A 25,207-nucleotide genomic window follows, 5' to 3' on the forward strand; every position below is an offset into this window, starting at 1 on the left:
ACAGCAGTAGCAAAAATAGAATGGGACGTGGTCGGAAGAAGAATGGCGACCAGTTTGCTCTGCTGGTAGCCAGACTGCCAACCAGCAGATTCGGGACTTAGCCCATCTTTTCCGACGAGCTCGGGCACGTGGGCGCGAGCTGCGTCGCTGATCAACTCAGGTCGGTTAATGGCGCGCTAGATGGTAGTCGGCGATACCCCAGCCCCTGCGTGACGTCGATCACAGTGCCCGGCATAACAGCCTTGTTCGCCGGGCTTGCAAGTTCTCTTCTTGATTTCCTTGCCACTGGTTGCCTGCGTGCTTTGGGAGAGTGGGGGCACCCGTTGTGGTAACCCGTGTGCGCGTGTTTGCAGGGAGGGGGGCGTGGGCATAGTCTCGTTCTGAGGGCTTGTGCGTAAACGCATGGATTTGACCAATCATTTGGTTGGATTTGACAAGCAGACAACGTCTTCTTTAGTGGCAGAGATCGATCTTGAGCGCAGTCTAATGCCATGGAAAGCGCAATGGCCGGCACTACTGCGTAAATACAATTTAAGTCACTCCCTCGTATAGCCGATACAACCAACGACGCCCCTATCAAAGGAATGAGCATGAACCGTTTTATCCTGCCGCTGTTGGCAGCCGTCGCGATAGTGGCTGGGTACCGACCCGTGGAAAGTTGGCTTGAGCGTTATTTGCCGCTGACTTCCGAGGACAAGCTGGTCGCCGCGTTGCCGCTGGGGCCCACCCGCCAGCTACAGATCCAGCGGATTATCGACAGCGCCACACCCAAGGCCAAAACCGGTTTTGGTCTGGAACTGAACTCGCGCCTGAAAATTCGCGCGCTGAGTTGCACGCAGGGTTTCCAGGCTAAGTGGTACCAGAGCCGTGAAGCGATCAACGCGTCGGTGGGCCACAGTCAGTGTCTGGATGACCAAGAGCAGAGCATCACGCAGTGGCTCGGCATTATCGAAGCGGGTCAGCTACTGGCGAAGCCGCCATTGCGTGAAGCCGTGGGTGAGCCTGTCGGGTTGGTGCAGGTAAAAAGCGGTATTCGCGAGATCAAGTATGCGCGCCAAGCCGCCATCGCATTGCTGGGTAGCGGCAATGATCTCGCAGTGGTCGACCTGCACAGCGGCGAGGTGCTACACCGTGATCCTTGGCAGACCACCCAAGGCACCCTCAGCGAGTTATCCGCCAATGGCCGCCTTTACGCGCGCGACGCAGGGCGGTTGCTGTCGATCGTAGACGCCGCGAGTGGCACTGAAGTGGTACGTATCCCAGACGCCATGGGCCATGCGTTTTTCTGGCTGGATGACCATACAGCGGTTTTCGGCCAGATCAGCAGTGGCGGTGCACAGCTTATCGATTTCGACAGTGGCCAGATCGTTGATCTTGGCATGCCGCGCAGCTGGAACCGGGCGTTGCCAATGCCCGGTAAACCTGACCATTACCTGCTGCTCGGCGGGCAGCATAACGTGGAGATCCAGGTCCTGCGCCAATCGGGGCCAGTCCAGGTGAGGGTCGTCGCTCAGCTCGATGTTGACGGCTACGGCAGGTTCGCGGGGTTGGAAAGCAATAATCCCAGTCGCGACGGCACGCGTTACTACGGTATCGACGAAGGGTTAGTATTACTGGACGTATCGCAATTAGCGTTGACTCGGATTGACACCGCACCTTTGCGTTTGACGCGGGTCACCACTACGCCGCAAGTGGGGCAGATCCTGCTCGAAGGTACTGCGCCGGGGCTACGCGCCACTGATGCCCGGCGCTATATCTACGAGGTGGCCAGCCAGACAATCGCTCCGCTGAGCGACCCGCGTTACAAAGCTTCACGTTTGGATTATGTGCCAGCGTTCGATGTCATGGCGCTGGTCGAGGGTAACCGCATCACATTTCATCACGATCTGGCTACCGGCTTGCCACAGCCCCTGGCCTTGTGGCGTGCGCAACTGGCGGAACGTCAAACGGCGCAAGTGGCCCAGGCCCAGCAGATCCAGAGCATCGTGCAACGGGTCGAGTTCGCCCCGCTCAAGGCACTAGCAGCCACAGCTCAAGTCGAAGGGGTCGGTGTGTACGAGGCGGCCGAAGGCGTGCATGGGGGCGGGACGCACGCGCCGGGGACGGTGCAGGTCGAGGTCAAGCCGAGTCGCCAACCGACTGTGCTGGTTCTGTCTTCTTACGAGCCTGTGCGTTGGCGCTTGCTCCTGCAACCCGGCAGCCAGTTGGGGCTGGTGCTCGTATCTGGATATTATCCTTCGACGGTGGAAGGGGCTGGCGACGCTCGGGTCGTGGTCATCGGCGCGGGTTTTGCCTATAGCAAAGGCTCTGGTGAATATCAGGGTTTGAACCAAAACGTAATGCGCTATACGGGCAAGGGGATAGATTTTTTTCAGGGAACGTATTCAGGACGTCGGTTTTCGGTTGGGGGGAGATGATTCATGAGCGCTTACGAAATACCCATGGGCAAATGGTTCGCGGGCGACGTAACGCTAGCCGGATCATCTATCAGGCCGTCCGTGGCAGCAGCGGTTGCCATGATTTATCGAACTGAGAGTGATCAATCCCGAAAATCCTCAAGCCCTGCTGGTACCTTCAGACGACAGCATTGAGCCGGCCATTGCCCTGCTTGGGCATATGCGATGCTTAAAGACAAACCAATGAATGTGAGCGCTGAAGCAGACCGCCCGGGATTAGCTCTCCCGTACCCCTCAAGCGAAATGTCTGCTTTGGGTCTTAAGCTGCCTTAACCGAAGGCAGTTAATGGTTAAGAGTGGTTACTGATTGCGCCTACGATCTGCTTGCTCAGTCAACAAAGATGCCAAGTCCAGCGCTAACGCCATAGATAAGCGACAGCGTTCACGAGCTGCCGCCGCGCCTGCTCGGAAAGCCAAGGGAAATCTGACTTGAGGCGAGCGTCTGCGAGTAAGCAACTAGCTTCAAGTTCGTTGCTCATCCGCCAGCTTGGGTACTCGATTGCTGCAATCCATACGATGTGCAACATCTCACGTGCATCAGCATCGAGAGAGGTGGATGCTGACAAGACCTCATAAAAACGCCAAGGCTGTTCCCAGCTCTCGAATTTTTCTATTTCCAACACCAATGTTAGGTGCAGTTCCATGGAGGTACCTAAAGCCTAGGTCAGGAAAAGTCATAAGCAAATCCACCGCTGAGCGGCAGAATCATAACTCATTGATCACGTTCGCTCACGTCGGCGGCATCAGAGATCCTCAAGACAGTGCTAAACGGCATGGCGCACTGAACTGAGAAGCAAACGGTGGCACCAGACCTGATCATCTTAGCCGCCTAATCTTGCCTGCAAAGACCGCTATCGGGCCGACTGCTGCCGGTCATGGAGACGCCGTGTGCTGGTCAGGCTCGATACAAACGCTTGGTAAGGTCGGATGCAAATGGGTCGTCAAGTGGAATGTAATTTCCTAACTAGGCTCACGCTGTAGCAACCACTCGCCATCGCCATCCGCTGATATCGTCTAACCGCAATTTTCGTCGCATGCTAATTTGTCTTCGGACTAAAAATACGAGTTCATCAAAGGCTCTGCCCGGTCACAGCCTATTGGGAGATTTCATGACACAAGCAACCCAGCACGGTCTGGCCCTACGCTACGGCGATACAGACTCAACGATTCCCGAGAACTGGAACCCGATTCTCGATCAACTGGTAAACCATCGCAGCGTCCGCGCTTTCAACGACAAGCGACTGCCAGAAGGAACGCTTGAGGCGCTGATCGCTGCCGCGCAATCGGCGGCAACTTCATCAAATCTGCAAGTCTGGAGCGTGATCGCTGTTCAGGATCCATCTCGCAAAGCGCGCCTCGCGGAGCTTGCCGGTAATCAGGGCTACATTCGCCAGGCCCCGCTGTTTCTGGTCTGGCTCGCCGACCTCTCCAGAGTATCCCGAGTAGCAGCGCGCGCGGGCGTCGAGCTCGAAGCCTTGCCTTATATCGAGAGTCTGTTGTTGGGCACTATCGACGCGTCGCTGGCCGCCCAGAATGCTGTGGTGGCTCTGGAGTCGATGGGGCTCGGTAGCGTCTACATCGGCGCGATACGTAATGACATCAAAAGTGTCGCGAAGGAATTAGAGCTGCCGCCTCAGGTATACCCGGTATTCGGGATGTGTGTGGGTTATCCCGACGCTGAACGTCCGGCACAGGTAAAACCGCGCTTGCCCCAGGCGGCGGTCTTGCACCACGAGCGCTACAGCGCGGAGTCGGAACTGTCCTCTATAGAACAATATGATCAGCGCCTCGGCGCCTTTTATCAGCAGGAGGGGATGAAGGCTGCGGGCTGGTCGGAGCAAGTTGTGAATCGCTTGCGCAGTATTTCCAGCCTGCATGGGCGTGAAGAGTTGGTCAGGGCGCTACAGCAAATGGGTTTCGGCCTGCGCTAGCAGGCCGGGCTCAGTTCGGTGAATCACTCACTTCGCTCGCGGAAAAACCAGCCTGAAAGTCGTGACCCGTTCCAGCTCACTCTCCACCGTCACCCGCCCTTGATGAACAGTCATGATGGAACGAACGATTGCCAGCCCCAGACCGGTGCCGCCCTGTTGTCGGGAGCGGCTGGCGTGTACCCGGTAAAAGCGGTCGAACAGGCGCGGCAGGTGCTCGGCTTCGATGCCTTCGCCCTGGTTGCTAACGGCCAGAGAGACTTCATTGGCATGGCTGGCGAGGGTGATGGTCACTGTGCTGCCGGGATTGCCGTGACGGATGGCGTTGGAGATCAAATTGGAGATCGCTCGCTGGATCATCAGTCGTTCTCCGAAGGTCTGGGCACTGCCTTGAACCACCAGCGTCATGTTTTTTTCTTCCGCTGACTGATCAAAAAGCTCGGCGACCTTATTGGCTTCTACCTCAAGATCCACTGCAGTAAACGTCAATAGCGCCGAGGGTTGGGTCACGCTGGCCAGGAACAGCATCTGGGAGACCATCAATGACAGACGCTCAAGTTCTTCGGTGCATGACTCCAGCGCCTGTTTGTATTCCTCGGGTGGTCGTTCCCGGGACAAGGTGACTTGCGCCTTGCCCATGAGGTTGTTCATGGGCGAGCGCAGTTCGTGGGCCAGGTCGTCCGAAAATTGCGCCAGTTGCTGAATATCCTCGGCCAGTCGGTTGAGCATCACGTTGACCGCGTGGGCCAGGTCACGGAGTTCGTCAGGGAGTCCGGCAGCTTGCATCCGATGGGACAAATCCCGGGCCGATACCTTGTGCGCGACTTTGCGAAATGCGCGCAAGGGTCTTAACCCGCGATGCACGATCCACCACGCGCAACCGCCAACGAGCAGCAGGATAAGCGGCAAGGCAATGAGTGTGGATTTCACATAGGCGCCGAGTAACAACGCATCGCTTTCTCTGTCGAGCGCGAGCAGCACCAGAACCTTCTGGCCGCCTTTGAGGCGCACGTGTTTGCTGGCAATCAATATCTCGTGACCGGCCGAGGATTCCACTCGCTGGAAATCCCCCCGGCTGTCCTCGCCCAATGGCACAGGAGGCACCATCTGCTCATCCTGGCCCAGGCTCAGCAGGCGTTTTCTCGGGACGCTCGAGTCGAGGATGGTCAGGGTCAAGTCATCGTGCCCGACAATCTGGTCACGCAGGTGATGCGGCGCAAGCACCACGTCAGCAACGGAATTGAAGCTCTCTGACAGACTGTGCTCGATTTGCTCCAGCTTTTCCTGCAGGCCGTTCCTCGCTCGGAAATCCAGCTGATGGGAAATGGACGCGTAGGCGAACGCTGCCATTACCAATACCAGCACGGCACTCATGGCGGTTACGGCAAGGCCCAGCCGTGTGGAAAGACGCGTGGGTTTCATTCACGCACTTCCAGAACATAGCCGACGCCGCGCAGGGTGTGGATCAGCTTCTGTTCGAAAGGCTCGTCGATTTTCGCCCGCAGACGGCGGATCGAGACTTCGACAACGTTGGTGTCGCAGTCAAAGTTCATGTCCCACACCAGCGAGATGATCTGCGTGCGAGACATGACTTCACCGCTGTGACGCATCAACAGGTGGAGAAGGGCGAACTCTTTGGTCGTCAGGTCAATGCGCTGAGTGCCACGAAATGCCCGGTGTCGTCCCTGGTCCAGCTCAAGGTCGCCGACCCGCAGCACTTCGGGCAAACCGGCCTGTTCGCTGCGACGCATCAGGGTGCGAACTCTGGCCAGCAGCTCGGGAAACTCGAACGGCTTCACCAGATAATCATCAGCCCCCATCTCCAGGCCCCGAACCTTCTCTTCGAGACGACCACGGGCTGTGACCATCATGACTCGGGTATTGCTGTTTTTTCTCAGCCGGGCCAACACTTCCCAACCGTCCATTTCGGGCAGATTCACATCCAGAATGACCAGATCGTAGGTTTGATGCTGAGCCAGATAAAGCCCATCAAGTCCGGTGACGGCCAGGTCCACAACATAGCCACTCTCGGTTAAACCCTGATGCATGTACTCGGCAGTTTTTGGCTCGTCCTCTACAACAAGGATTCGCATATCAGTGTCCTGTATTAATAGGGTGGATAAATGTCGCGGGCTTTGTTGTTTAAAACAGCCTGCTTTCAAACTGCACCACTGCAATAGTGTCCTGGCAGTCCGCAGTTTTGCGCGATCTGTCGAATGTGGGCGGATTCTGGAGTCTGTAGCCACTTCAGGGTCAACCCCGCAGGTGGCTGAATACAGAGATTTTTTTGCCTGCTCTCAATGGAATAAGCTTTAAAGTGTTAGCCCTGTCAGCGTTTTAAAAAGCAAGTTTTAAGTTATTGCTGTTTATGTCTTCGGGGGCGGTCATTTCATTGCGTCGCGCAGTGTAATAGCGAGCGACTGCAACTTTCCTTAAATGACAGGATTGTAATTTTTCAGTAATCCTTCTGCTAACTCCCTTTGCATAAAGTCCCCGCATCCAACTCCGCTGAACGCAGCCGGAGTCTGTTCTGGTTATTTGATGGGGTGGTTAGTCATATGCAAAGGCGCGACGGGAGCAGTGCAAACCCGCTCAGGCATAAAGTTTTTTCCCTGGTAACAGATAGGAAGCCCACCGTGAAAACCGGTTTGCTTTACGCCCTGTTACTGTCATTCGCCGCGCCCGGTATTGCGACTGCTCAAAGCTTGAGCCTGCCTCAGGCCATCGAGGCAGCCTTTGCGGAAAACCCGGAGCTCGCCGCCGCACGTTGGGAAATTGGCATCGCCGAGGGCGACAAACAGCAGGCCGGTCTGATGCCCAACCCGGAGTTGTCCTGGGAGGTCGAGGATACTCGCCGCAACACCAGCACCACCACGGTCATGCTCAGTCAGGCGCTGGAACTGGGCGGCAAGCGCGGTGCCCGCGTTGAAGCGGCCAGCCGATCCCAGGATGCTGCACAGATCGAACTGGAGCGACGTGGCAACGAGCTGCGTGCCGAAGTCGTCCAGGCTTTCTACACCGCAGTGCGTGCGCAAACCGGTCTGGAACTGGCGCGGCAATCCCACACCCTGGCCCAACGCGGCCTGGAAGTAGCCGACGGGCGTGTGCGTGCGGGCAAGTCTTCGCCGGTCGAGGTGACCCGTGCGCAGGTACAACTGGCCGAAACCGACCTGCTGGTGCGCCGCGCCGAAACCCTCAAAGCCAATAGCTACCGGGATCTGGCGCGCACGACAGGCTCGTCCGTTTCTTCGTTTGATCGCCTGGAGTACGCCGACCTGTCGCCGGGCAAGTCGCCGTCGGCGGCGAGGATGCTTACGGCTATCAATCAATCTGCGGAGCTGCGTCTGGCCCATGCCCAGATCGAGCAGCGTGATGCGGCGTTGGGCTCGGAGCGGGCGCAGCGCATCCCCGACCTCACTGTCAGCATTGGCAGCCAGTACAGCCGCGAAGACCGTGAACGAGTCAATGTGATCGGCTTATCGGCACCGCTGCCGCTGTTCAACCGTAATCAGGGCAATGTCCTGGCCGCGTCACGCCGTGCAGACCAGGCGCGTGATTTACGCAACGCGGTAGAACTCAGATTGCGCACCCAGACCCAGGCCGCGCTGGATCAGTGGGCCACCGCCAGTAAAGAAGTCGAGTCCTTCAATCAGGTGATTTTGCCCTCGGCGAAAAGCGCGGTGGATGCTGCGACCCGTGGCTTCGAGATGGGCAAATTCGGCTTTCTCGAAGTTCTTGACGCACAGCGCACGCTGATTGCGGCGCGCAGCCAATACCTCGAATCGCTGGCCATTGCCACGGACGCCAGAGTGACTGTCGAGCGCATCTACGGCGATATCAGTCCATTCACTGCCAATCCTTAACCCTCACTTTTCGCACTTATCGGGCGCATCGCTGTGTACATCCGTACGTGATCGCCGGGAGCATCCATGGATAACAAACGAAGTATGACCATTGCCCTGGCGGTGGTTGCAATCATTGGTCTGGGCAGCCTGACGCTGGGCAATCAGGGGCTTCCCGTTGCGGCGGAAGCGGCCAGGGACGCGAAGCATGAACACTCCGAAGAGGAAGGGCATGCAGACGAGAAGGGGCACGCGGAAAATGACAGCCACAGCGATGGCAAGGTGGATGAGAAAGGCCACGCTGACGAAGCGCACGGCGAAGAAAGCCATGGTGATGAAGAGCATGGCAAAAAGGGTCACGGTGCTGAAGGGGCCGAAGACTCCCACGAAGAAGAAGGCAAGCTGGAACTCAACGCTGAACAGAGCAAGTCAGCCGGCATAGAGCTGGCCGTCGCTGCACCTCGGTCTATGAGCACTTCTGTCACGTTCCCCGGCGAAATTCGCTTTGATGAAGATCGCACCACCCACGTTGTACCGCGGGTCGGCGGGGTGGTGGAAGAGGTCAAGGTCGACCTCGGCCAATCGGTGAAAAAAGGCCAGGTGCTGGCCGTGATCGCCAGTCAGCAAATCTCCGATCAGCGCAGCGAGTTGAATGCGGCACAGCGCCGTCTTGAGCTCGCCCGGTTGACGATGCAACGCGAGAAAAAACTCTGGGAAGACAAGATTTCCGCCGAGCAGGATTATCTGTTGGCGCGTCAGGCGTATCAGGAAGCAGACATCAGCTACGCCAACGGTCGGCAAAAGCTGAGTGCTATCGGTGCCAGTCTGAAATCCTCCGCAGGCAATCGTTACGAGCTGATCGCTCCCTTTGATTCGGTGGTCGTCGAAAAGCACCTGGCCATAGGCGAGGTGGTCAATGACACCACCTCGGCATTCACGCTCTCCGACTTGTCGCGGGTCTGGGCGACCTTTGGCGTGGCACCCAAGGACTTGAACAAAGTCGTGGTAGGTCGCGCGGTCACCGTCAGCGCACCAGACCTGAATGCCCAGGTCGAGGGCCGCATCAGCTACGTCGGCCATCTGTTGGGCGAGCAAACCCGCGCGGCTGCGGTGCGTGTGGTGCTGGCCAACCCCGAGGGCGCGTGGCGTCCGGGGCTGTTTGTTTCTGTTGATGTGACCGCGGAAAAAGCCAATGCGGCGGTCAGCCTGCCTGAATCTGCCATTCAGTCCGTTGAAGACCAGACTTCGGTGTTCGTGCGCAATACGGAAGGTTTTGAGCTGCGCCCGGTGAAAGTCGGCAGGCGCGATGGCGGTTATGTGGAAATCGTTCAAGGCCTGACGGCGGGCACTCAAGTGGCCGCCGCTGGCAGTTTCATTCTCAAGTCCGAGCTGGGTAAAGGCTCCGCTGAGCACTCCCATTGATCTGCCTCGCACGAGTACAACGTCATGTTTGAACGGTTGATCCAATTCGCAATCGAGCAGCGCATCGTCGTGATGCTTGCTGTGTTGCTCATGGCAGGGCTCGGCATTGCCAGCTACCAGAAACTGCCCATTGATGCTGTGCCTGACATCACTAACGTGCAGGTGCAGATCAACACCTCAGCGCCCGGTTTTTCGCCGCTGGAGACTGAACAGCGCGTGACCTTTTCGATTGAAACCAGCATGGCAGGCCTGCCAGGGCTGCAACAGACTCGTTCCCTGTCGCGCTCGGGCCTGTCGCAGGTCACGGTGATTTTCGAAGACGGCACGGATCTGTTCTTTGCCCGCCAGTTGGTGGGCGAGCGTCTGCAAATTGCCAAGGATCAGTTGCCTGAGGGCGTCGATGCGGTCATGGGACCGATCTCCACCGGGCTTGGCGAAATTTTCCTGTGGACGGTAGAGGCGAAGGAGGGCGCGCTGAAGGAAGACGGCACGCCTTACACCCCGACCGATCTTCGGGTGATTCAGGACTGGATCATCAAGCCGCAATTGCGCAACGTGCCAGGCGTCGCCGAGATCAACACCATCGGTGGTTTTGCCAAGCAGTATCAGATCGCGCCTGATCCGAAAAAACTGGCCGCGTACAAGCTGACCTTGAACGACCTGGTGGCCGCCCTCGAACGCAACAACGCCAATATCGGCGCGGGCTACATCGAGCGCGGTGGCGAACAATTGCTGATTCGCGCGCCGGGTCAACTGGGCACGGTGCAGGACATTGCCAACATCGTCATCGCTAACGTCCAGGGCACGCCGATCCGGGTCAGCAGCGTGGCCGACGTGGACATCGGTCAGGAGCTGCGCTCTGGCGCTGCCACCGAAAATGGCCGTGAAGTGGTGCTCGGTACGGTGTTCATGCTGATCGGTGAAAACAGCCGCACGGTTTCCCAGGCCGTCGCCGCCAAGCTGGCTGATATCAATCGCTCATTGCCCGAAGGTGTTGAGGCGATCACGGTGTATGACCGGACCAATCTGGTTGAAAAAGCCATCGCGACCGTGAAGAAGAACCTGATCGAAGGGGCCATTCTGGTCATCGCGATTCTGTTCCTGTTCCTCGGTAACATCCGTGCCGCGTTGATCACCGCGATGGTGATTCCGTTGGCCATGCTGTTCACCTTCACCGGAATGTTCACCAACAAAGTCAGTGCCAATCTGATGAGTCTCGGCGCGCTGGACTTCGGCATTATCGTCGACGGCGCAGTCGTGATCGTCGAAAACGCTATCCGCCGACTGGCTCACGCACAGCAGAAATACGGGCGGATGTTGACCCGATCCGAGCGCTTTCATGAGGTGTTTGCAGCGGCCAGGGAAGCGCGTCGTCCGCTGATTTTCGGCCAGTTGATCATCATGGTTGTTTACTTGCCGATCTTCGCCTTGACGGGTGTTGAAGGCAAAATGTTCCATCCGATGGCTTTCACGGTGGTGATTGCGCTGTTGGGCGCCATGATCCTGTCGGTGACGTTCGTACCGGCGGCCATTGCCATGTTCGTCACCGGCAAGGTCAAGGAGGAAGAGGGCGTGGTGATGCGCACTGCGCGCCTGCGCTACGCACCGGTTTTGAAATGGGTACTGAGCCACCGGTCGATAGCATTCTCTGTCGCTGTGGTGCTGATTGTGTTGTCCGGATTTACTGCGAGTCGCATGGGCAGTGAGTTCATCCCAAGCTTGAGTGAGGGCGACTTCGCGTTGCAGGCGCTGCGGGTGCCCGGCACCAGTCTGACCCAGTCGGTGGACATGCAGCAGCGTCTTGAAAAAGCCATTGTCGAGAAAATGCCGGAAGTCGAGCGGGTGTTCGCCCGGACAGGTACGGCAGAAATCGCTGCGGACCCCATGCCGCCGAACATCTCCGACAGTTACGTGATGCTCAAGCCGCAAAGTGAATGGCCAGATCCTGGCAAGTCTCGCGAGGCATTGATTGCTGACTTGCAGCAGGCCGCTGCGACGGTACCAGGCAGTAACTACGAGTTGTCGCAGCCGATTCAGTTGCGCTTTAACGAGCTGGTTTCGGGTGTGCGCAGCGACGTTGCGGTGAAGGTGTTCGGCGATGACATGGCAGTGCTGAACCAGACTGCCGCGAAAATCGCTGCGACCTTGCAGAAGGTGCCGGGCTCGTCCGAAGTCAAGGTCGAGCAGACTACGGGGCTGCCTGTGCTGACGATCAATATTGATCGTGACAAGGCCGCACGTTATGGCCTCAATGTAGGCGACGTTCAGGATGCCATTGCCATCGCGGTAGGCGGGCGCCAGGCGGGTACTCTTTATGAGGGTGATCGTCGCTTTGACATGGTGGTGCGATTGTCGGAAACGCTGCGAACGGATGTGGCCGGACTGTCGAGCCTGCTGATCCCCGTGCCTGCTACGGCAAGCAGCGTTAATCAGCAGATCAGCTTCATTTCGCTGTCCCAGGTGGCGAGTCTGGATCTGGTGCTGGGGCCGAATCAGATCAGCCGGGAAAACGGCAAGCGTCTGGTCATTGTCAGTGCCAACGTGCGCGGTCGCGACCTCGGTTCGTTTGTTCAAGAGGCGGGCGAGACCATCGAACGCGACGTGCAAATTCCGGCGGGATACTGGACCAATTGGGGCGGCCAGTTTGAGCAGTTGCAGTCCGCTGCCAAGCGTTTGCAGATCGTGGTTCCGGTGGCGCTGCTGATGGTGCTGGCGCTGTTGTTCATGATGTTCAACAACCTGAAGGACGGTTTGCTGGTTTTCACTGGTATTCCGTTTGCGTTGACCGGCGGCGTCATGGCGCTCTGGTTGAGGGACATTCCACTGTCCATCTCGGCGGGAGTTGGTTTCATCGCGTTGTCGGGTGTGGCAGTGCTGAACGGCCTGGTGATGATCTCGTTCATTCGGAATCTGCGCGAGGAAGGGCGTTCGCTGGGCGATGCGATCAACGAAGGGGCTCTGACCCGCTTGCGCCCGGTGTTGATGACCGCGTTGGTGGCGTCGCTGGGCTTTATTCCGATGGCACTGGCGACCGGCACCGGAGCAGAAGTTCAGCGTCCGCTGGCAACCGTGGTGATCGGTGGGATATTGTCGTCCACCGCGCTGACCCTGCTGGTACTGCCTGCGCTGTACCAATGGGCGCATCGTCGGGAAGAAGAACCGACATAGTCCTGGCGTTGGAAGTGGAGGCCCGCGGCAGGTGACTGTTGCGGGCTTTTTTATAGCGTCTGGCTACCTCTGTAGCAAAGACGAAGCCTTGGTATAGTCACCGCTCATTGAGTGCCAGGAGACGTTGCAGAATGTTAAAGCTTAATTCGTTTCGCGAGACAGTAGAGGCTATCGCTGCATGCTCTGATGATCGGGATGTATGGAACCGATACGTCTGGGTCTACGCTCAGGGCGACACAGCATTGCTGGACAGCCGCTTTTACCTGGTTTCGCGCGATGATGAGGACGAGGATGAGCGTCGCGTTTCGGAATTTGGAGCCCAGCATGACCTGTCGTCGTGCCTGGAAGCGGCCACGTTTGCAGACGTGTTGTCTGTACAGAAGCGACAGCAGCCGCACTCCAGCCTGGAGGACTACGCCATCGCCCTTGAGCATTACTCTGAGCAGGATGCCTTCCTGGAGGTGCCCGGCGGTGATGACCCAAAGGCAGCAGAACCCGGTTTGGCGCGGGACTTGTACGCCGAGTACGATCTTTTTCTGGCTGAATGCGCGCCTGAGCAGTTGAGTGTCGCGGCGCGAGAGGTTAGCGCCGTTCTTGAAATCAACATTGCCAGTGCGCTAGCGGGATGTCGGGCGTTGCCCTTGTGCCTGGGAGAGCGCATGACCGGCGATCAGTGCCTGCAGATCGAAGCGCGTTTTTCCGCGCTCTCGATTCCGTTGCAGCGAGTGACCCACCGCTCATTTCCTTGGCAGTAAGCTGGCGTCAGGCCTCCCGGCGAATGAACTGGTAGTCATAACCAATCAGTAGTTGCAGATAGTGATCGAAGCTCGGCGCAATCACTTCATAGTTATCCGGGTCATGCAGAAAGCGCATGACCTGACCCACTGTCCCGCCCGGGGCCGGATTGAAGTCGATATACAGTCTCGAAGTGCCCCCATTGTTGAGACAGTTGGAAAAGCAAAGCCGCGCGTTCATGCCCACCGTGCGGTCAATGCCTGCTCCGGCCAGCTCGCCTTCCTCATCCGGCCAGCCTTCATAAATTTCTGCGATGCTTTCGGTACAAGGGCCGTTAGCCTCGGCAAGTATGTCTTCTACCGAATTCAGGTAGTAAGGAAAACGGGCCAGGTCGGAGCCCAGTATCAGCACTACGAACTCGGCGTCCGGATATTCCCAATGCGTGCCGTCGAAATGGCCAAGCAGTTGCAACAGGCTTGCCGGGCACAATGGATAGCGCTCGGTGAGCCGCTGCAGGTCTGCCGCAGAAGCGCCGTGTGCATGTTTCAGTTGATCGAGATCTTCGGCAGGTAAGGCCTGGCGCAGACCGGCGAGATAAGTGTCGACGAGGCTCATGATGGAGTGCCTTGAAAAGAAAAACTGAATTCAGGTTGCCACATTTGTCGTTCAGGGGGGGGGCAGGAAAACCCTGGATTCACAAAGACATCAGTAGTCTTCAGCCTCGAAAACGAAGGCGTAGTTGTCATCAATCAACTGTTGCAGGTAGTGATCGAAGCTCGGCGCAATCACCTTGTAGCTGTCAGGGTCGTGAAGGTAGCGCACGACCTGACCCACATTGCCGCCGGGGGCTGGATTGAAGTCGATATACAGTCTGGAACTGCCGCCATTGTTCATGCAGTGCGAGAAACACAGCCGTTCATGCATGCCCAGCGTTATGTCGATCCCGGGGCCGACGAGGTCGGGTTCGTCAAGATAGCCTGCATAAATTTGCTCAATGCTTCGGGTGTAAGTCTCGATTTCTTCAAGGATCTGATCGACCGAACTGAGGTAGTAGGGGTACTCGAATACATCGGAGCCCAGTATCAGGACCATGACTCTGCCGTCCGGATAATCCCGGTAGTGCGTGCCGTCGATCTGGCCAAGCAGTTGCAACAGGCTTGCCGGGCACAACGGATAACGATCGGTGAGCCGCTGCAGGTCAGCCGCTGAAGCGCCGTGTGCATGTTTCAGTTCATTGAGTTGTTCGGCCGGTAAGGCTTTGTGCAAACCGGCGAGGTAGGTATCGACGATGCTCATGATTCAAGTCCTTGTATAACTATTGGATATCCCGGTATTCGCGGTTTCAGCTGGAGGGTGACTCCATCCATGTCCTGAATTCGTCGGCCTGGTCTGGAGTGTTGAGAGCGGTAACCCAGGCAATCTCGTCTTCCGGGCACTCAAAGTCCGAAACCGCAAACACGTAAATGGCATCGTCGAAGGTCGTTGTCAGCTTTTTCAGGGCGATGACACATTGCTCGAATATATGTTTGCGATGCGCCACGAAATTGTCCTCGGTGGTCGCGTCGGCCAGGTCCCAGAGCATTTTGCATAAATCCTGGAAGTAATCGTCGGCGTAGGCTTCGTGGCTCCATTCGGCGGGATACCACTTGAAGTATTGCCAATCATCGGAGTTTTCAGCTATGACACGCTCCAAATGGTCTTGAGTGTTAAAGGCGGGTACAAGTGTTCCCGCATCGCCGTCGGAATAAAGCGCGAATCCGCAGACCTTTGCGTTCGGGAAGTCCGCTCGAAACTGTTCGATGGCGTTCTTGGACGCTTTCAGGACATCTCGTTGAAACTGCTCAATGTTCAAAGTCGACATGGTTTTCTCGTGGCGGGTTATGGCTAGGGATCATTGCTCATCAGCGCGGGTCTGGCTGAAATTCCATGAACGCATCGTTTTGGTAAAAGTATTCAAAGGCCTGGAAGTAGTTCTCCAGCGATGCATGAGGCAATTGCTGGTCGGCGTTGAAGATGACGTCCTCGATCATGGCCTTTTCCAGTGTCGCTACCCAACCTTCACTGGCGACCTGCGGGGGAAGATAATCGGTGGAATCCGGGGCGTAATCCCGGCTGTCCAGTGAGAACGCGCCGCGGGTATCCAGCGTCCATTGAGTCGCTGGCAAGTAGAACCAGCTGTCAGGCATGTCTGCGATATTCTGCAGTACTTCGCGAATGCTGTAAGTTTTCATGAGGCCCTCACGTCAGGCTGTTCAATCCGTTGTATCAAACCACTCCGTCAGGCTGAAAAACAATCACAGCCTATGGGGTGAAGCCAGTGCTGCGATTAATTCAAGGTTGGCTGGCGCTGTCGAAGGAGTTGCTGCGGCCTGCTCCAGCAAGTTATCGAAAACATGCTGCTCTGCGGCCGTCAGTTCCATTTGTAGGTAGTCAGGGTCGCGTTCGTAATACAGCAAGTCAACGTTTTGCAGGGTCATGTTGATACTGCGCTGCAATAGAGCCGCGTCGTCGGTGACTGCCGCTTCCATTAGATAAAACAGGGCGATAAACGCGTTTTGTGCATAGCTCGCTTCCTGCTCACCGAAGTCATCGGTGTCAGGTATGTGGGCCTCGATCTCTGCGTGCAGGTCGCTGCACTCGCTGGCTCGCCCGGCGACGTACGCCGATAGGCCCCGGCAGAAAAGATCTGCCAGACATTGGTTATAACGACGATCAAACATCTCGACCAGACGCAGACTTCTGAGCGTATAGCTGGCGATCACCAGTCTTTGCTGTTGCGCGGACAGCGCCTGATAGCCAAGCTTGTGGGTTAGGTCGTGTAAGGGTTGCATGTCTTCCATTTTGTTACGCTCAATCCTCTTCAACGACAGCTTTGATCAATGCCTCAAGGGATGAAAAAACCGCTGCGTCATCGATGAAAGGATCTCCCGAGTCCTGCAGGTAAAACCGGTGCTCTGCAGAGCGCTCCAGTAATACAAAAGCGACCGCCGGAGTCGTCACCAATCAGCAGGTGATCAGGAAAATACTCCGCTATTTCGTAGGTCTGTTGGCGTTCAGCGATCATGTCCGTGGAATAAATCTGCACAAGGTCTTCGATCATCGCGCCGTCGCGCTGCGCCCAGAACCCGGCTATCCATGCGTCCGGTTTTATACCGCACTGTTGCATGGCCATAGCGATGTCTTCAGCACTCGCAGGCGGATTTTTGTCGGTGTAGAGCAGGCTCATTGGCGTCCACTCATTGAGTTGGATTAAAAGACTGGGGCGGCCACTGAATATAAGATCAGCCCCACGTGTTCATTCAAAAAAGAACTTCATAAAGCCATCCACGTCGGCGCCCTCAACATGACTCACTACGTCTCTGACTCTATCCAGAAAGGCAGGTTTGGGACTCAGGTCGTCGTCGAGGGTGTCATCGTTGAATTCCTGCAATTGCACCGTGATCCCGGCTTGTAAGGCGTTGAGCAATGAAACGATATCTGAAGCGACCTTGAACGATCTTTTCTGAATCGATCCGTAAATGGCAGAACAGGCATCGTGGCGGTCATAAACCAGCACATCGCCGTTGCGATCCGCGAAAACGGTGAAGCCTTCCTTCCAGCCCCACGCCGGGTCTTCATTGTCTGTGACATGCCACCCTTGCTGTGCTTTTTCCAGCCTCAGTGGACCATAAAGTTCCAGACCGAAATCTGCGCCTATCATGGGTTCAGCCGAGAGGTCTATGTGCTCGAAATACCTGCGCATGAGGCCCGCTTGCGGGATCTCGGCGATGGCCGGAAGACTCGCCGGGGCGGCGTTAAAGGTGAGATGCCCGAGGGAATCAGGCCACGCATTGAATTGCACCACGAAACGTTCAAATGCCTGCAACGACTCATCCATGCTATTTCCCACTGACAGTAGGGTGATGTCGAATAAACGTCATGCTCGTCGCCAGGCTCGTTCAAGTAATATGTTCGGGCCGCCCGGCCGCATTCCAGGCCGTAAAACGTGCATCCATCGCGGCAGACAGTTGGTCGTAATGGGCCCAACTGTCCTCAACGCTGTAGAGGGTTTTAATGCTGACGCCAAAGGTCAGCAGGTAGTCGTCGACGTAACGGCTGTCGTTGTTCAAACCTTCGTAGTAGGCAACGGCAAATGCATTGCCGGTTTCAGAGAACTCCTGGTCGGTCAGTTTTTCGTCCAGTACGGTCATTAGAAACTGTGCCCCGGTGAGGGTGCGAGCCTTGAGTTGGGCAAGCTCGCTCTCGGCGTCATCTTCCAGTTCTTCGCTGGCCAGGTCATTCATCAGCATCCATGCGAGAAACATACCGATATGAGTGGCGCCAGCAGCTTTTGGCAGATGCTTGGGGAAGGTGCCCAGGTAGTGCCAGGAGGCATCGTCGTATTTCATGTGTTGCTCCAGTCATAGCGCAGGTCGGGGGCTCTTCAATCACTGGATGCTTATGTCTGCAACGAGTTCTCTCGGTGACCCTGAACGCAGCCAGCGGTAAGGTTTATCCAGTTTTCAGCCATCAACCTTTAGTCAGCAGGGTGCCGGGCATGTGCAGTTGTACATAGCCAATGACACACAGCATCGATACGCCAAACAGCCATTGCAACCGGCTGAGTCCGGCAATCCGATAGATCGCCTGCAACGGCCTTCGCCAGCGGTACTGACGGTCTGCAGGCGCGGCACCGGCAAAGCGCAGCAGGCCGATGGCTCCGGTCAACACGTAAGTTGCGAGGCCGAGTATCCCGAGCAACTTCCAGATTAGAAATCCGAGTGCTAAATAACCACCACTGTTACGAATCACCAGGTAACCACGATCCTTGATCAGCTTGTGTCGCACACACCACAGGCTGACCTGCAGGTCCACGTCATAAAGGTATTGCGTCAGCGACGCCCAGTGGCTCAGCAACCATTTACCGACGTAAGCCGCCAACACACCGCCCGCAATATAGAGTGGCAGCAGGATTATCGTGACCGTGAACATGAAGTCGGGTTGATCCATGCTGTTCAGTATCAGGGCGAGGGTGATGACGCAGGCGCTGCGTTTCAGCCCGTAGGGCGGCGCCTTGTGTGCCACAAGTGCCTTCCAGAACCTGGGGTTGTGGTTAGGGAATATTCCCAGCAGGTCAGGGTACTGACTGGCAAAGATCTCAGACAGTTGTTCGCAGGCGTGCCAGTCTTCCTCGACAAAATCAGCAGCCAGTTGCGCTTGCTGTGCAGGGTCGGTGCAGAGCAGGAACAGAGTGGCGGCATTGGCCCGCGCACTGGGTTGTTGTTCGCGCAGTTGCATGAGGGCGCGCAGTTCGTTGAGCCAGGCTTGTTGCTCGCAGCGCCGACGCAGGTATTGCCATTGCCCATCCGCAATGGGCACCACTGCCGCTTCATTGTCCCAGCCGAACAACTCACAGACGCGCCGGAACAATGCAGGTGTCCAGATTTCAGTATTCAGAAACAGATTCAGGACATGCACCTGCAGTGCCTGACGGCGTTCGAAATCACTGAGCCAGCCTTGACGACTGTGCTGCTCCAGGCAGTCGAAAAAATACGCGTCTTCGCCTGCAGCCATGTGCTGATCAAGTCGGTGATAAAGCGCTGCGGTGAGGGCAAAGGCAAGCCGTTGTTGCTGAAACTCACCACCTATGACCTGCTGCCACGGCGTCAGCCATTGACGTTTTTCCAGACCCCACTTCAATAGCGCAGTGTGCGCTTCAGGGTCGTCTGCACAGTGCTGGAACACAAGACGCTCGAACTCAGGCCCACAGCCTTTGGCCGAGGCTTTATCCCAACACTGCTCAACGTCTGTGTCATCAAACCCGGACAACAGCTCAACGGCTTGCTCGTAGGGTGAGAGTGTCGGGTTGAAAGGCTCGTGGGGGTGGCTTCTGACAACAAAGGGTTCAGCGATGAAATCAGCAGCAGCTTGCTCGCTCTCGTCCAGGCCGCCATCACGCATGATCTGCAAGGCTTGCTCATACGCTTCACGCAGCCGCTGGAAGGCCACCGGATCTTCGTCCGGGCGCGTGGTCTTTAGCTGTCTGGCGTACTGGCGCTTGATGCTGCGCTCATCGGATCCGGCAGGCAGGCCCAGTATTTCCCAGCAATCGAAAGTCGACACCATGGCTCAGTACCCGCCGCCTCTTTCCAGCCGCGCGATGCGCTCGCTCAGGTCACTACGGGCCTGACGAATGATGCGTTCGTCCTGGGTTGCCAATGCCTGCTGAAACCGATTTGCACAACGGTCAATCTCCTCACGAAGATCGCCCAGGCTCTCCTGATACATGCGCTCCAGACGGGCGACCAGCAGCGTATTGATTTGCTGATCACGGGGATGCACTTTCAGTGCGGCAAGCGCTTGCAGACGCTTGGCAATTTCTTCGCTGCTCAATACGCCCGGGTTATTTTCGATGACCAGTACATGCTGCTCGCCGGTCAGGGGAATGCTGACCTGACATTCCAGAATGCCGTTGTTGTCGTAGGTAAAGCGTACGTCGAGATCCACGGGGCCTTTTTGTGGTGGGACGGGAATATCCAGTTCACCCAAGGCAATGTTGTCGCGCACCAGGCGACTTTCGCCCTGGTAAATGCAGACCATCACACTGTCCTGAAAATCATCAACCGTCGACACAGTTTTAACCCGGCTCACCGGGACCGTACTGTTGCGTTCAATGATCGGTAAATAGTGGCCGCCCTCACGCTCCCTGCCGACTCTTTGCGAAATCTCGATGCCCATGGTGTAGGAGCAGACGTCCGTAAGTATCACTTCCTCAAGTGCAGCACTGCGTGATTTCAACGCAGCCTGTATGGCTGCGCCGTGGGCCACGGCTTCGTCAGGATTGAGATGAATCGAAGGAAAACGACCGAACAGGCCTGCGGCGAGTTTACGTACCAGTGGCATGCGTGTGGTGCCGCCCACCAGCAATACTTCGTCGAGTTCGTTGATGCGGATTTTGGCATCACGCAACGCGCGTTCGATGGGGTTGCGCAGGCGCTCCATCAGGGGGGCAAACAACGTGCTCATATCGTCCTGGGTGAAAACGTGCTTCCACTCTTTGCCATCTACCCGCAAAACGAATTCGCTGTCGTTGTCCTGACCCAGTGCCTGGCGCACACGTTCGGCTTCGCGACGCAGCGGCTGGATGATCGACTGCGGTGCGGGAAAATCAAGCTGTTCCCGCTGGGTCTGGATGAAACGCTCGGCCAGCAAATGGTCGAAGTCCTCGCCGCCCAAATAGTTGTCGCCAGCGCTGGCACGGACCTCCACGACGCCGTCGAAGAGCTCAAGAATTGACACGTCAAAGGTGCCGCCGCCCAGGTCGAAGACCAGGAACGAAGTCTCTTTGTCGCGCTGAGGCAAGCCATAGGCCAATGCGGCTGCGGTCGGTTCGTTGATCAGTTTGTCGACTTTCAGCCCTGCCAGTTCACCCGCGATGCGGGTGGCCTTGCGCTGAGCATCACTGAAGTAGGCCGGGACGCTGATGACCGCTTCAGCCACCGGTTCGCCGTAAGCACGCTCAACATCTTCCTTGAGACTGCGCAGTACCAGTGCCGACAGTTCTTCGGGACGAAATGACTGTGTTCCCAACTGAACGGTATGGGCGCTGCCCATGTGCCGTTTGAACAACGCGGCAGTCTGGTCTGGATGAGTATGCAGGCGCTCGCGTGCAGCCTGACCAACCAGTATCCGGCCTTCCTCGTCCAGCCCCACGACCGAGGGCGTCAGGAGACTGCCCAGTACATTGGGCACTAGTACGCTGGCATCGTTATGCCAGACGGCAACCAGGCTGTTAGTGGTGCCCAGGTCAATTCCGACAATCATCAATGTGTTCCCTTATCCCTGGCTCGACGGCGCATTACTGTTAATCAGACTGAGGGCTGTCATGAAGGCATTCTTCCTTGAACGGCACAGGCTGAACGTAGCCATTTGAGATCACGTTTTGAAATGATGGTTCAATACTGGCACGCTTGAGTATTCGGTGGGAGATTCCATGTTTGTCCGCAATCTGATTGACGACGTGGGACCGGCTTTGGCCGGGAAGCCGGTATTTCTGCAGATAAAGATTCAGCGTGTTTCCCGGCCTCGTCCCGGCTGGAGCCGGTCCCACGTCATCAGTGACTCTTGTAAGAGCGAATTCATTCGCGAAGGGCCGGTACATACGCAGTCTGTTTATGGCCTGTGATGCCGCGTCCCGAATAAATTCGGCCCTACGCATCGGTCATGAACTTAATATCAGCATCAACCTGTGGAAGTGACGGATGAAAACTGAGGCAAACATTGAAACTTTCAGCCCCGGCGTGGTTATTTTTGACCCGCTCGTGTTGAGCCGTTTTACTGCTGAGCATTGTCCGGATGATTCCAGCCTCTTTGAGGTGTTCATCGAACAAAGCGAAACAGGACGGTTGGCGGTCCAGAGTGGGGCGGTTGTGCCCTTGTATCCGCTGCCCGAAGAAGACTATGTGTTTCGTTTGCGCGATGAGCGAAAGTTGCCCTTTGAACAAGGCAATGAGGCGGTGTTTCGATATGCGGATATTCCACTGAGAGTCATCAGCGGCCTGCTGATTGTTGCCGATATGCATGCCCTGACGGATTGGGATCCTGAGTTCTTTCTGAATTACAAAGCCCGGCTATCGGACCGCTTGGGCAATAACGACTATCTGGATATTTCACCGGGGCTCTACGCATTGAGCATCACTGGTTTCAGCCAGTTGAATGAAGGCTTCCCACTCAACGTGTATCAGTTGGGTATCAATGCCGTTGAGTCGTTGCCGGTGTTGAGTGATGAGGCGAATTTTGATCAATGGGATTTCAGGATCGACCGGGTATGAGCGAATTGATTTCGCACCCGCTGGAGATTTTTCCTGGGTAAAAAAACATGCGCATCCAGAACTACAGCCCGGTTCATGAGTCCATGACAGGCGTTTGCAAGGATGTGCAGTTTTTAAGGGTGCATCAATAGCCAGAGACAACGGTATTAGCGTCCGGTATATACGCCGGATAACCTCCGGTCTTTATTGATTGTTTACGCTGGCGAGGTGTCAATGGCAGACAGTAATGGACACGTTGCGGACAGCATCCGAATGTGGGTGTGGTCCGGTTTCTATACGTACGAAGAAATCTACGGGATGGTCGATGACATCATTGACGATCACTGTGACGTGGCCACGCTCAAGGCGTCGATCCTGCCGGAGTTGCAACGCAAGCTTGACGCAGAGCGTGACTGGCCGGAGGTGACTGCCTGCGATCGACTCGATGAAGTGTTCTATCACCTTCATGAAGACGGTATCTGTGCCCTCCAGAATGCAGGCTATGAAGCGTCGGATGGGTTCACGGAAGTGGCGGAAGTGCTTAACGAGGCCCCCGATGATCATTACCACGGCTTTTGCTTTTACCATGGGCAAGACGTCGAGTGCGTTGTTAAGAGCGATGTTCTGTTCATCGCCTTTGGGGCGGTCAATGATGATCCTGCAACGGCTCTCAAGGTGGGGCAACGGTTGGCCACAGTATTGAAAACTGCTGGGTTTGAAGTCGTCTGGAATGAAACCGTCGAGCGATGTGTGGAAGTTCACAACTTCAAGTGGCAGCGCAGAAGTCCAGTCCCTGACAGTGGATTGGATGCGTTGCCCACCCTTCATTAATGTTTTTATTTATGTATTATCCCCGGACTTTTTCTCGCTAAGGAAGACAATCGATGTCAGTAATCAGGAGTGTTTGGGCAGTACTTTTCAGTGTCTGCCTGTTGGGTTCATCCGTTGCGATGGCTGAAGAAGCCCGCCCGGAAGTCGCTGATAAAATGTTCGCTTACAGCGGCGAGAAGGGCGCGAAGGTCTGGGTCCTGCGCATCGGCGATCGCTCTGCCAATGAGGCGTTGGTGCAGGTAGCGGGTGTTGATCACGAGTGGAATTTGCGCATTCAGAAAATGAAAGTGGAAAAAACCAACAAGGACACACGCTATTCCGTCCAGAAGGACGGCAAGTCCTACGAAGTATTGCGACTTGATCGGGACTCTGGCGAACTGTACTTGCCAGGTGAAAGCCAGGAGCTGCACGTCAGGTACAACGACGAGTTGTCCATGACTGGCCGTCCACAGTGGTTCCTGACTGAGTACCTCGACCAGAAGTAACGGTGTCTGGCCTGATCGCGTCGCGTCTGCGCTCAGGCCTGTTAATACCAGGAGATGTTCTGCTCATTGGGAAAGGTCGATAGCGTGAAGAATTCACCTGAAGCAGCCATGATCTGCGTAGACATGAACGGCAAGGATCCGTTGCTGGATATTCCCTGGCCAGAGATACAAGGCAACCAGGCTGTATTTATCGAGCGGATCAGACTCGAGCAGACAGACCTGGAGATTCTGGGCAGCCAGATTGAAAGGGAACTCTATCTGTTTGGCGGCAAGGTCAGCGACTGTGTCCACCCTGAATATGGTGAATTGTTCCGGGTTCATTACCTGGTCATAGAGAAACAACTGAACAGTGGAACGCTGATTTACCACCCGCTCTCACAAAATGGAGAAGTGACGTACAGCCGCAAAGGGGAGGCCACGCGGCCTGTTTGCGTTGACATGATCAAAAAGAAAGACATTCTCTTTCTACGTCGCCCACCCAGATGGAATGCGTCGGAGGCCAGTATCCCCACCTGTAACGGGCAAATGTTCCATTTCTGTTCACAGGTGTACCTTCCGCAAACCGCGACCAATCGTAAATCCCTGACCTTTGTTACTACCGTGTTCTTATTTGTACACGTGCTGGAGCAGGATGAATTACGGGTGCAGATTTTCGCTCAGGACACTTCGGAGCAAACCGCTGAAGGGCACTATCGGCTGGAAAGCCAGATGATGCGCTTCGAAGAAGACTACAACGATCCAGCGGTTGTTTTGCAGCTCATTCGGGCTGGCAACAAACTCCTTCACGAGTACCTGCTCAACCATCCCAAGGCCAGTAAAAACACGCTGGAGTTGCTGGCAGAGCACGGTAAAACCAAAGCGCTCAAAGCCGAGGCTGTTAAAAGGGCGTTGGCTAAAACCTGATGCTTGAGCCGCGATGCGGTTACGTCGCAAGGTTTCTCGATCAGCCCCTTGTGGGCGATGTCCATTGTATTTAGCCCGTTGGTAAACTTTTAAATGGTGTCTTTTACGGACGCTGCAGGACGCAGAATGTCGTACTCATTTCTGACTCGCCGACGCTCGTTGGTGATGTGGCTGTATGTCATGGTGTCGGGGCATTTGCTGGCGAGCGTGGTGCTCACATGGGCCGCTCCTTCAGGCCTGTTTGATAACTACCTGAGCTCCCTTGAAGAGGTTTTCTGGACCGGCGCGGCGCCGACGTCTGCCCGAGCCCAACAGACGTGGTGGCTCGCCTTGTTTGGTGCGACGCTGCAGAGCTATTCGTTATACATGCTGGCCCTGGTGCACATTGGCAATCGTCAGAAAACACCGATGGTCTGGGGTTGGCTGATCGCCGGTCTGGTGCTCTGGGCGCCTCAGGACATACTGCTTTCCATTCAGGTCGGGGTCTGGTCGCACCTGTGGCTCGACACCTTTGCACTGCTCATGCTGCTACCCCCTTTGGTGTGGCTGTATCGCCATGACCGTAATTATCAACGTGGCGCCGTCGCCCAGGGACCCAGCAATGTCTAACCGAATGCTTCTGGGCCTGGTTACCTTGCTTGAGGCGCA

General features: G+C 56.3%; 24 protein-coding genes. 11 read left to right on the forward strand and 13 right to left on the reverse strand.

From position 1 onward, the window contains the following. Positions 1-590 precede the first annotated feature (590 nt). Positions 591-2,417 (forward strand): hypothetical protein, encoded by a 1,827-nt coding sequence (locus tag CKW31_RS20055; protein ID WP_095098977.1) that lies wholly within the window; start codon positions 591-593, stop codon positions 2,415-2,417. 395 nt (positions 2,418-2,812) lie between these two features. Here the strand turns inward: CKW31_RS20055 and CKW31_RS20060 are convergent, their stop codons facing one another. Beyond that, complete coding sequence (locus CKW31_RS20060) at positions 2,813-3,100, reverse strand: hypothetical protein (RefSeq protein ID WP_095098980.1); 288 nt, start codon at positions 3,098-3,100, stop codon at positions 2,813-2,815. A gap of 465 nt (positions 3,101-3,565) precedes the next feature. On the opposite strand from CKW31_RS20060, the gene CKW31_RS20065 reads away from it, so the two are divergent. Continuing rightward, positions 3,566-4,387 (forward strand): NADPH-dependent oxidoreductase, encoded by an 822-nt coding sequence (locus tag CKW31_RS20065; protein WP_095098983.1) that lies wholly within the window; start codon positions 3,566-3,568, stop codon positions 4,385-4,387. Positions 4,388-4,414: 27 nt separating this feature from the next. Here CKW31_RS20065 and CKW31_RS20070 read toward each other — a convergent pair whose 3' ends face one another. Both CKW31_RS20070 and CKW31_RS20075 read right to left on the reverse strand, forming a co-directional pair. After that, positions 4,415-5,806 (reverse strand): heavy metal sensor histidine kinase, encoded by a 1,392-nt coding sequence (locus CKW31_RS20070; RefSeq protein ID WP_095098986.1) that lies wholly within the window; start codon positions 5,804-5,806, stop codon positions 4,415-4,417. After that, positions 5,803-6,477, reverse strand: a complete 675-nt coding sequence (locus tag CKW31_RS20075) for a heavy metal response regulator transcription factor (RefSeq protein ID WP_095098990.1) — start codon at positions 6,475-6,477, stop codon at positions 5,803-5,805. Before CKW31_RS20075 ends, CKW31_RS20070 begins: the two co-directional genes overlap by 4 nt. Before the next feature lie 543 nt (positions 6,478-7,020). Here CKW31_RS20075 and CKW31_RS20080 point away from each other — a divergent pair. From CKW31_RS20080 to CKW31_RS20095, 4 genes are all read left to right on the forward strand, one after another. Then, on the forward strand, positions 7,021-8,247 hold the full coding sequence (locus CKW31_RS20080; protein ID WP_256582676.1) for a TolC family protein: 1,227 nt from the start codon (positions 7,021-7,023) through the stop codon (positions 8,245-8,247). A 66-nt stretch (positions 8,248-8,313) separates the two neighbouring features. Further along, entirely contained in the window at positions 8,314-9,648 is a 1,335-nt protein-coding gene (locus tag CKW31_RS20085; protein ID WP_095098997.1) for an efflux RND transporter periplasmic adaptor subunit, read from the forward strand. 24 nt (positions 9,649-9,672) lie between these two features. Next, entirely contained in the window at positions 9,673-12,816 is a 3,144-nt protein-coding gene (locus CKW31_RS20090) for a CusA/CzcA family heavy metal efflux RND transporter (RefSeq protein WP_095099000.1), read from the forward strand. Positions 12,817-12,947: 131 nt separating this feature from the next. Beyond that, the gene (locus CKW31_RS20095) at positions 12,948-13,571 is read left to right on the forward strand and encodes a hypothetical protein (protein WP_095099003.1); all 624 of its coding nucleotides are present in this window, start codon (positions 12,948-12,950) and stop codon (positions 13,569-13,571) included. A 7-nt stretch (positions 13,572-13,578) separates the two neighbouring features. Here CKW31_RS20095 and CKW31_RS20100 read toward each other — a convergent pair whose 3' ends face one another. The 10 genes from CKW31_RS20100 to CKW31_RS20145 form a co-directional block, all read right to left on the reverse strand. Next, the gene (locus CKW31_RS20100) at positions 13,579-14,166 is read right to left on the reverse strand and encodes an SMI1/KNR4 family protein (RefSeq protein ID WP_095099006.1); all 588 of its coding nucleotides are present in this window, start codon (positions 14,164-14,166) and stop codon (positions 13,579-13,581) included. Positions 14,167-14,256: 90 nt separating this feature from the next. Beyond that, positions 14,257-14,847, reverse strand: coding sequence for an SMI1/KNR4 family protein (locus CKW31_RS20105; RefSeq protein WP_095099009.1), 591 nt, complete (start codon positions 14,845-14,847; stop codon positions 14,257-14,259). 46 nt (positions 14,848-14,893) lie between these two features. Continuing rightward, complete coding sequence (locus CKW31_RS20110; RefSeq protein WP_095099014.1) at positions 14,894-15,412, reverse strand: DUF4303 domain-containing protein; 519 nt, start codon at positions 15,410-15,412, stop codon at positions 14,894-14,896. Between the two features lie 40 nt (positions 15,413-15,452). Then, the gene (locus tag CKW31_RS20115; protein WP_095099017.1) at positions 15,453-15,782 is read right to left on the reverse strand and encodes a hypothetical protein; all 330 of its coding nucleotides are present in this window, start codon (positions 15,780-15,782) and stop codon (positions 15,453-15,455) included. Positions 15,783-15,845: 63 nt separating this feature from the next. After that, positions 15,846-16,382: a hypothetical protein gene (locus CKW31_RS20120; RefSeq protein WP_141230169.1), complete on the reverse strand. Its 537-nt coding sequence runs from the start codon at positions 16,380-16,382 to the stop codon at positions 15,846-15,848. A 77-nt stretch (positions 16,383-16,459) separates the two neighbouring features. After that, entirely contained in the window at positions 16,460-16,777 is a 318-nt protein-coding gene (locus CKW31_RS20125) for a hypothetical protein (protein WP_095099024.1), read from the reverse strand. Between the two features lie 69 nt (positions 16,778-16,846). Continuing rightward, positions 16,847-17,428, reverse strand: coding sequence for a hypothetical protein (locus CKW31_RS20130; RefSeq protein WP_095099027.1), 582 nt, complete (start codon positions 17,426-17,428; stop codon positions 16,847-16,849). Positions 17,429-17,489: 61 nt separating this feature from the next. Beyond that, positions 17,490-17,939, reverse strand: coding sequence for a hypothetical protein (locus tag CKW31_RS20135; protein ID WP_095099030.1), 450 nt, complete (start codon positions 17,937-17,939; stop codon positions 17,490-17,492). A gap of 121 nt (positions 17,940-18,060) precedes the next feature. Continuing rightward, on the reverse strand, positions 18,061-19,656 hold the full coding sequence (locus CKW31_RS20140) for a J domain-containing protein (protein ID WP_095099033.1): 1,596 nt from the start codon (positions 19,654-19,656) through the stop codon (positions 18,061-18,063). A 3-nt stretch (positions 19,657-19,659) separates the two neighbouring features. Further along, the gene (locus CKW31_RS20145; RefSeq protein WP_095099036.1) at positions 19,660-21,354 is read right to left on the reverse strand and encodes a molecular chaperone HscC; all 1,695 of its coding nucleotides are present in this window, start codon (positions 21,352-21,354) and stop codon (positions 19,660-19,662) included. 437 nt (positions 21,355-21,791) lie between these two features. Between CKW31_RS20145 and CKW31_RS20150 the strand changes: the two genes are divergently transcribed. The 5 genes from CKW31_RS20150 to CKW31_RS20170 all read left to right on the forward strand — a co-directional run bounded on the left by CKW31_RS20150 (position 21,792) and on the right by CKW31_RS20170 (position 25,168). Beyond that, positions 21,792-22,361: a hypothetical protein gene (locus CKW31_RS20150; RefSeq protein ID WP_095099039.1), complete on the forward strand. Its 570-nt coding sequence runs from the start codon at positions 21,792-21,794 to the stop codon at positions 22,359-22,361. Between the two features lie 213 nt (positions 22,362-22,574). After that, a complete protein-coding gene (locus tag CKW31_RS20155) occupies positions 22,575-23,171 on the forward strand; it encodes a hypothetical protein (RefSeq protein WP_095099042.1) in 597 nt (198 codons plus the stop codon). A 53-nt stretch (positions 23,172-23,224) separates the two neighbouring features. Continuing rightward, positions 23,225-23,656 carry a hypothetical protein gene (locus tag CKW31_RS20160; protein WP_095099045.1) on the forward strand — a complete coding sequence of 144 codons (432 nt, stop codon included), beginning with the start codon at positions 23,225-23,227 and terminating at the stop codon, positions 23,654-23,656. Between the two features lie 123 nt (positions 23,657-23,779). Beyond that, entirely contained in the window at positions 23,780-24,559 is a 780-nt protein-coding gene (locus CKW31_RS20165) for a hypothetical protein (RefSeq protein WP_141230170.1), read from the forward strand. A 126-nt stretch (positions 24,560-24,685) separates the two neighbouring features. Then, complete coding sequence (locus CKW31_RS20170; protein WP_095099051.1) at positions 24,686-25,168, forward strand: cell division protein; 483 nt, start codon at positions 24,686-24,688, stop codon at positions 25,166-25,168. Positions 25,169-25,207 lie beyond the last annotated feature (39 nt).

Source organism: Pseudomonas sp. Irchel 3A5, assembly GCF_900187575.1.
Taxonomy (GTDB): Bacteria; Pseudomonadota; Gammaproteobacteria; order Pseudomonadales; family Pseudomonadaceae; genus Aquipseudomonas; species Aquipseudomonas folii.

What these genes read in the sequence shown, in the direction of transcription:
- CKW31_RS20055 (WP_095098977.1), top strand. Translation starts at nt 591, where the DNA reads ATGAACCGTTTTATCCTGCCGCTGTTGGCAGCCGTCGCGATAGTGGCT.
- CKW31_RS20060 (WP_095098980.1), bottom strand. Translation starts at nt 3,100, where the DNA reads ATGGAACTGCACCTAACATTGGTGTTGGAAATAGAAAAATTCGAGAGC.
- CKW31_RS20065 (WP_095098983.1), top strand. Translation starts at nt 3,566, where the DNA reads ATGACACAAGCAACCCAGCACGGTCTGGCCCTACGCTACGGCGATACA.
- CKW31_RS20070 (WP_095098986.1), bottom strand. Translation starts at nt 5,806, where the DNA reads ATGAAACCCACGCGTCTTTCCACACGGCTGGGCCTTGCCGTAACCGCC.
- CKW31_RS20075 (WP_095098990.1), bottom strand. Translation starts at nt 6,477, where the DNA reads ATGCGAATCCTTGTTGTAGAGGACGAGCCAAAAACTGCCGAGTACATG.
- CKW31_RS20085 (WP_095098997.1), top strand. Translation starts at nt 8,314, where the DNA reads ATGGATAACAAACGAAGTATGACCATTGCCCTGGCGGTGGTTGCAATC.
- CKW31_RS20090 (WP_095099000.1), top strand. Translation starts at nt 9,673, where the DNA reads ATGTTTGAACGGTTGATCCAATTCGCAATCGAGCAGCGCATCGTCGTG.
- CKW31_RS20095 (WP_095099003.1), top strand. Translation starts at nt 12,948, where the DNA reads ATGTTAAAGCTTAATTCGTTTCGCGAGACAGTAGAGGCTATCGCTGCA.
- CKW31_RS20100 (WP_095099006.1), bottom strand. Translation starts at nt 14,166, where the DNA reads ATGAGCCTCGTCGACACTTATCTCGCCGGTCTGCGCCAGGCCTTACCT.
- CKW31_RS20105 (WP_095099009.1), bottom strand. Translation starts at nt 14,847, where the DNA reads ATGAGCATCGTCGATACCTACCTCGCCGGTTTGCACAAAGCCTTACCG.
- CKW31_RS20110 (WP_095099014.1), bottom strand. Translation starts at nt 15,412, where the DNA reads ATGTCGACTTTGAACATTGAGCAGTTTCAACGAGATGTCCTGAAAGCG.
- CKW31_RS20115 (WP_095099017.1), bottom strand. Translation starts at nt 15,782, where the DNA reads ATGAAAACTTACAGCATTCGCGAAGTACTGCAGAATATCGCAGACATG.
- CKW31_RS20120 (WP_141230169.1), bottom strand. Translation starts at nt 16,382, where the DNA reads ATGCAACCCTTACACGACCTAACCCACAAGCTTGGCTATCAGGCGCTG.
- CKW31_RS20125 (WP_095099024.1), bottom strand. Translation starts at nt 16,777, where the DNA reads ATGAGCCTGCTCTACACCGACAAAAATCCGCCTGCGAGTGCTGAAGAC.
- CKW31_RS20130 (WP_095099027.1), bottom strand. Translation starts at nt 17,428, where the DNA reads ATGGATGAGTCGTTGCAGGCATTTGAACGTTTCGTGGTGCAATTCAAT.
- CKW31_RS20135 (WP_095099030.1), bottom strand. Translation starts at nt 17,939, where the DNA reads ATGAAATACGACGATGCCTCCTGGCACTACCTGGGCACCTTCCCCAAG.
- CKW31_RS20140 (WP_095099033.1), bottom strand. Translation starts at nt 19,656, where the DNA reads ATGGTGTCGACTTTCGATTGCTGGGAAATACTGGGCCTGCCTGCCGGA.
- CKW31_RS20145 (WP_095099036.1), bottom strand. Translation starts at nt 21,354, where the DNA reads ATGATTGTCGGAATTGACCTGGGCACCACTAACAGCCTGGTTGCCGTC.
- CKW31_RS20150 (WP_095099039.1), top strand. Translation starts at nt 21,792, where the DNA reads ATGAAAACTGAGGCAAACATTGAAACTTTCAGCCCCGGCGTGGTTATT.
- CKW31_RS20155 (WP_095099042.1), top strand. Translation starts at nt 22,575, where the DNA reads ATGGCAGACAGTAATGGACACGTTGCGGACAGCATCCGAATGTGGGTG.
- CKW31_RS20160 (WP_095099045.1), top strand. Translation starts at nt 23,225, where the DNA reads ATGTCAGTAATCAGGAGTGTTTGGGCAGTACTTTTCAGTGTCTGCCTG.
- CKW31_RS20165 (WP_141230170.1), top strand. Translation starts at nt 23,780, where the DNA reads ATGAACGGCAAGGATCCGTTGCTGGATATTCCCTGGCCAGAGATACAA.
- CKW31_RS20170 (WP_095099051.1), top strand. Translation starts at nt 24,686, where the DNA reads ATGTCGTACTCATTTCTGACTCGCCGACGCTCGTTGGTGATGTGGCTG.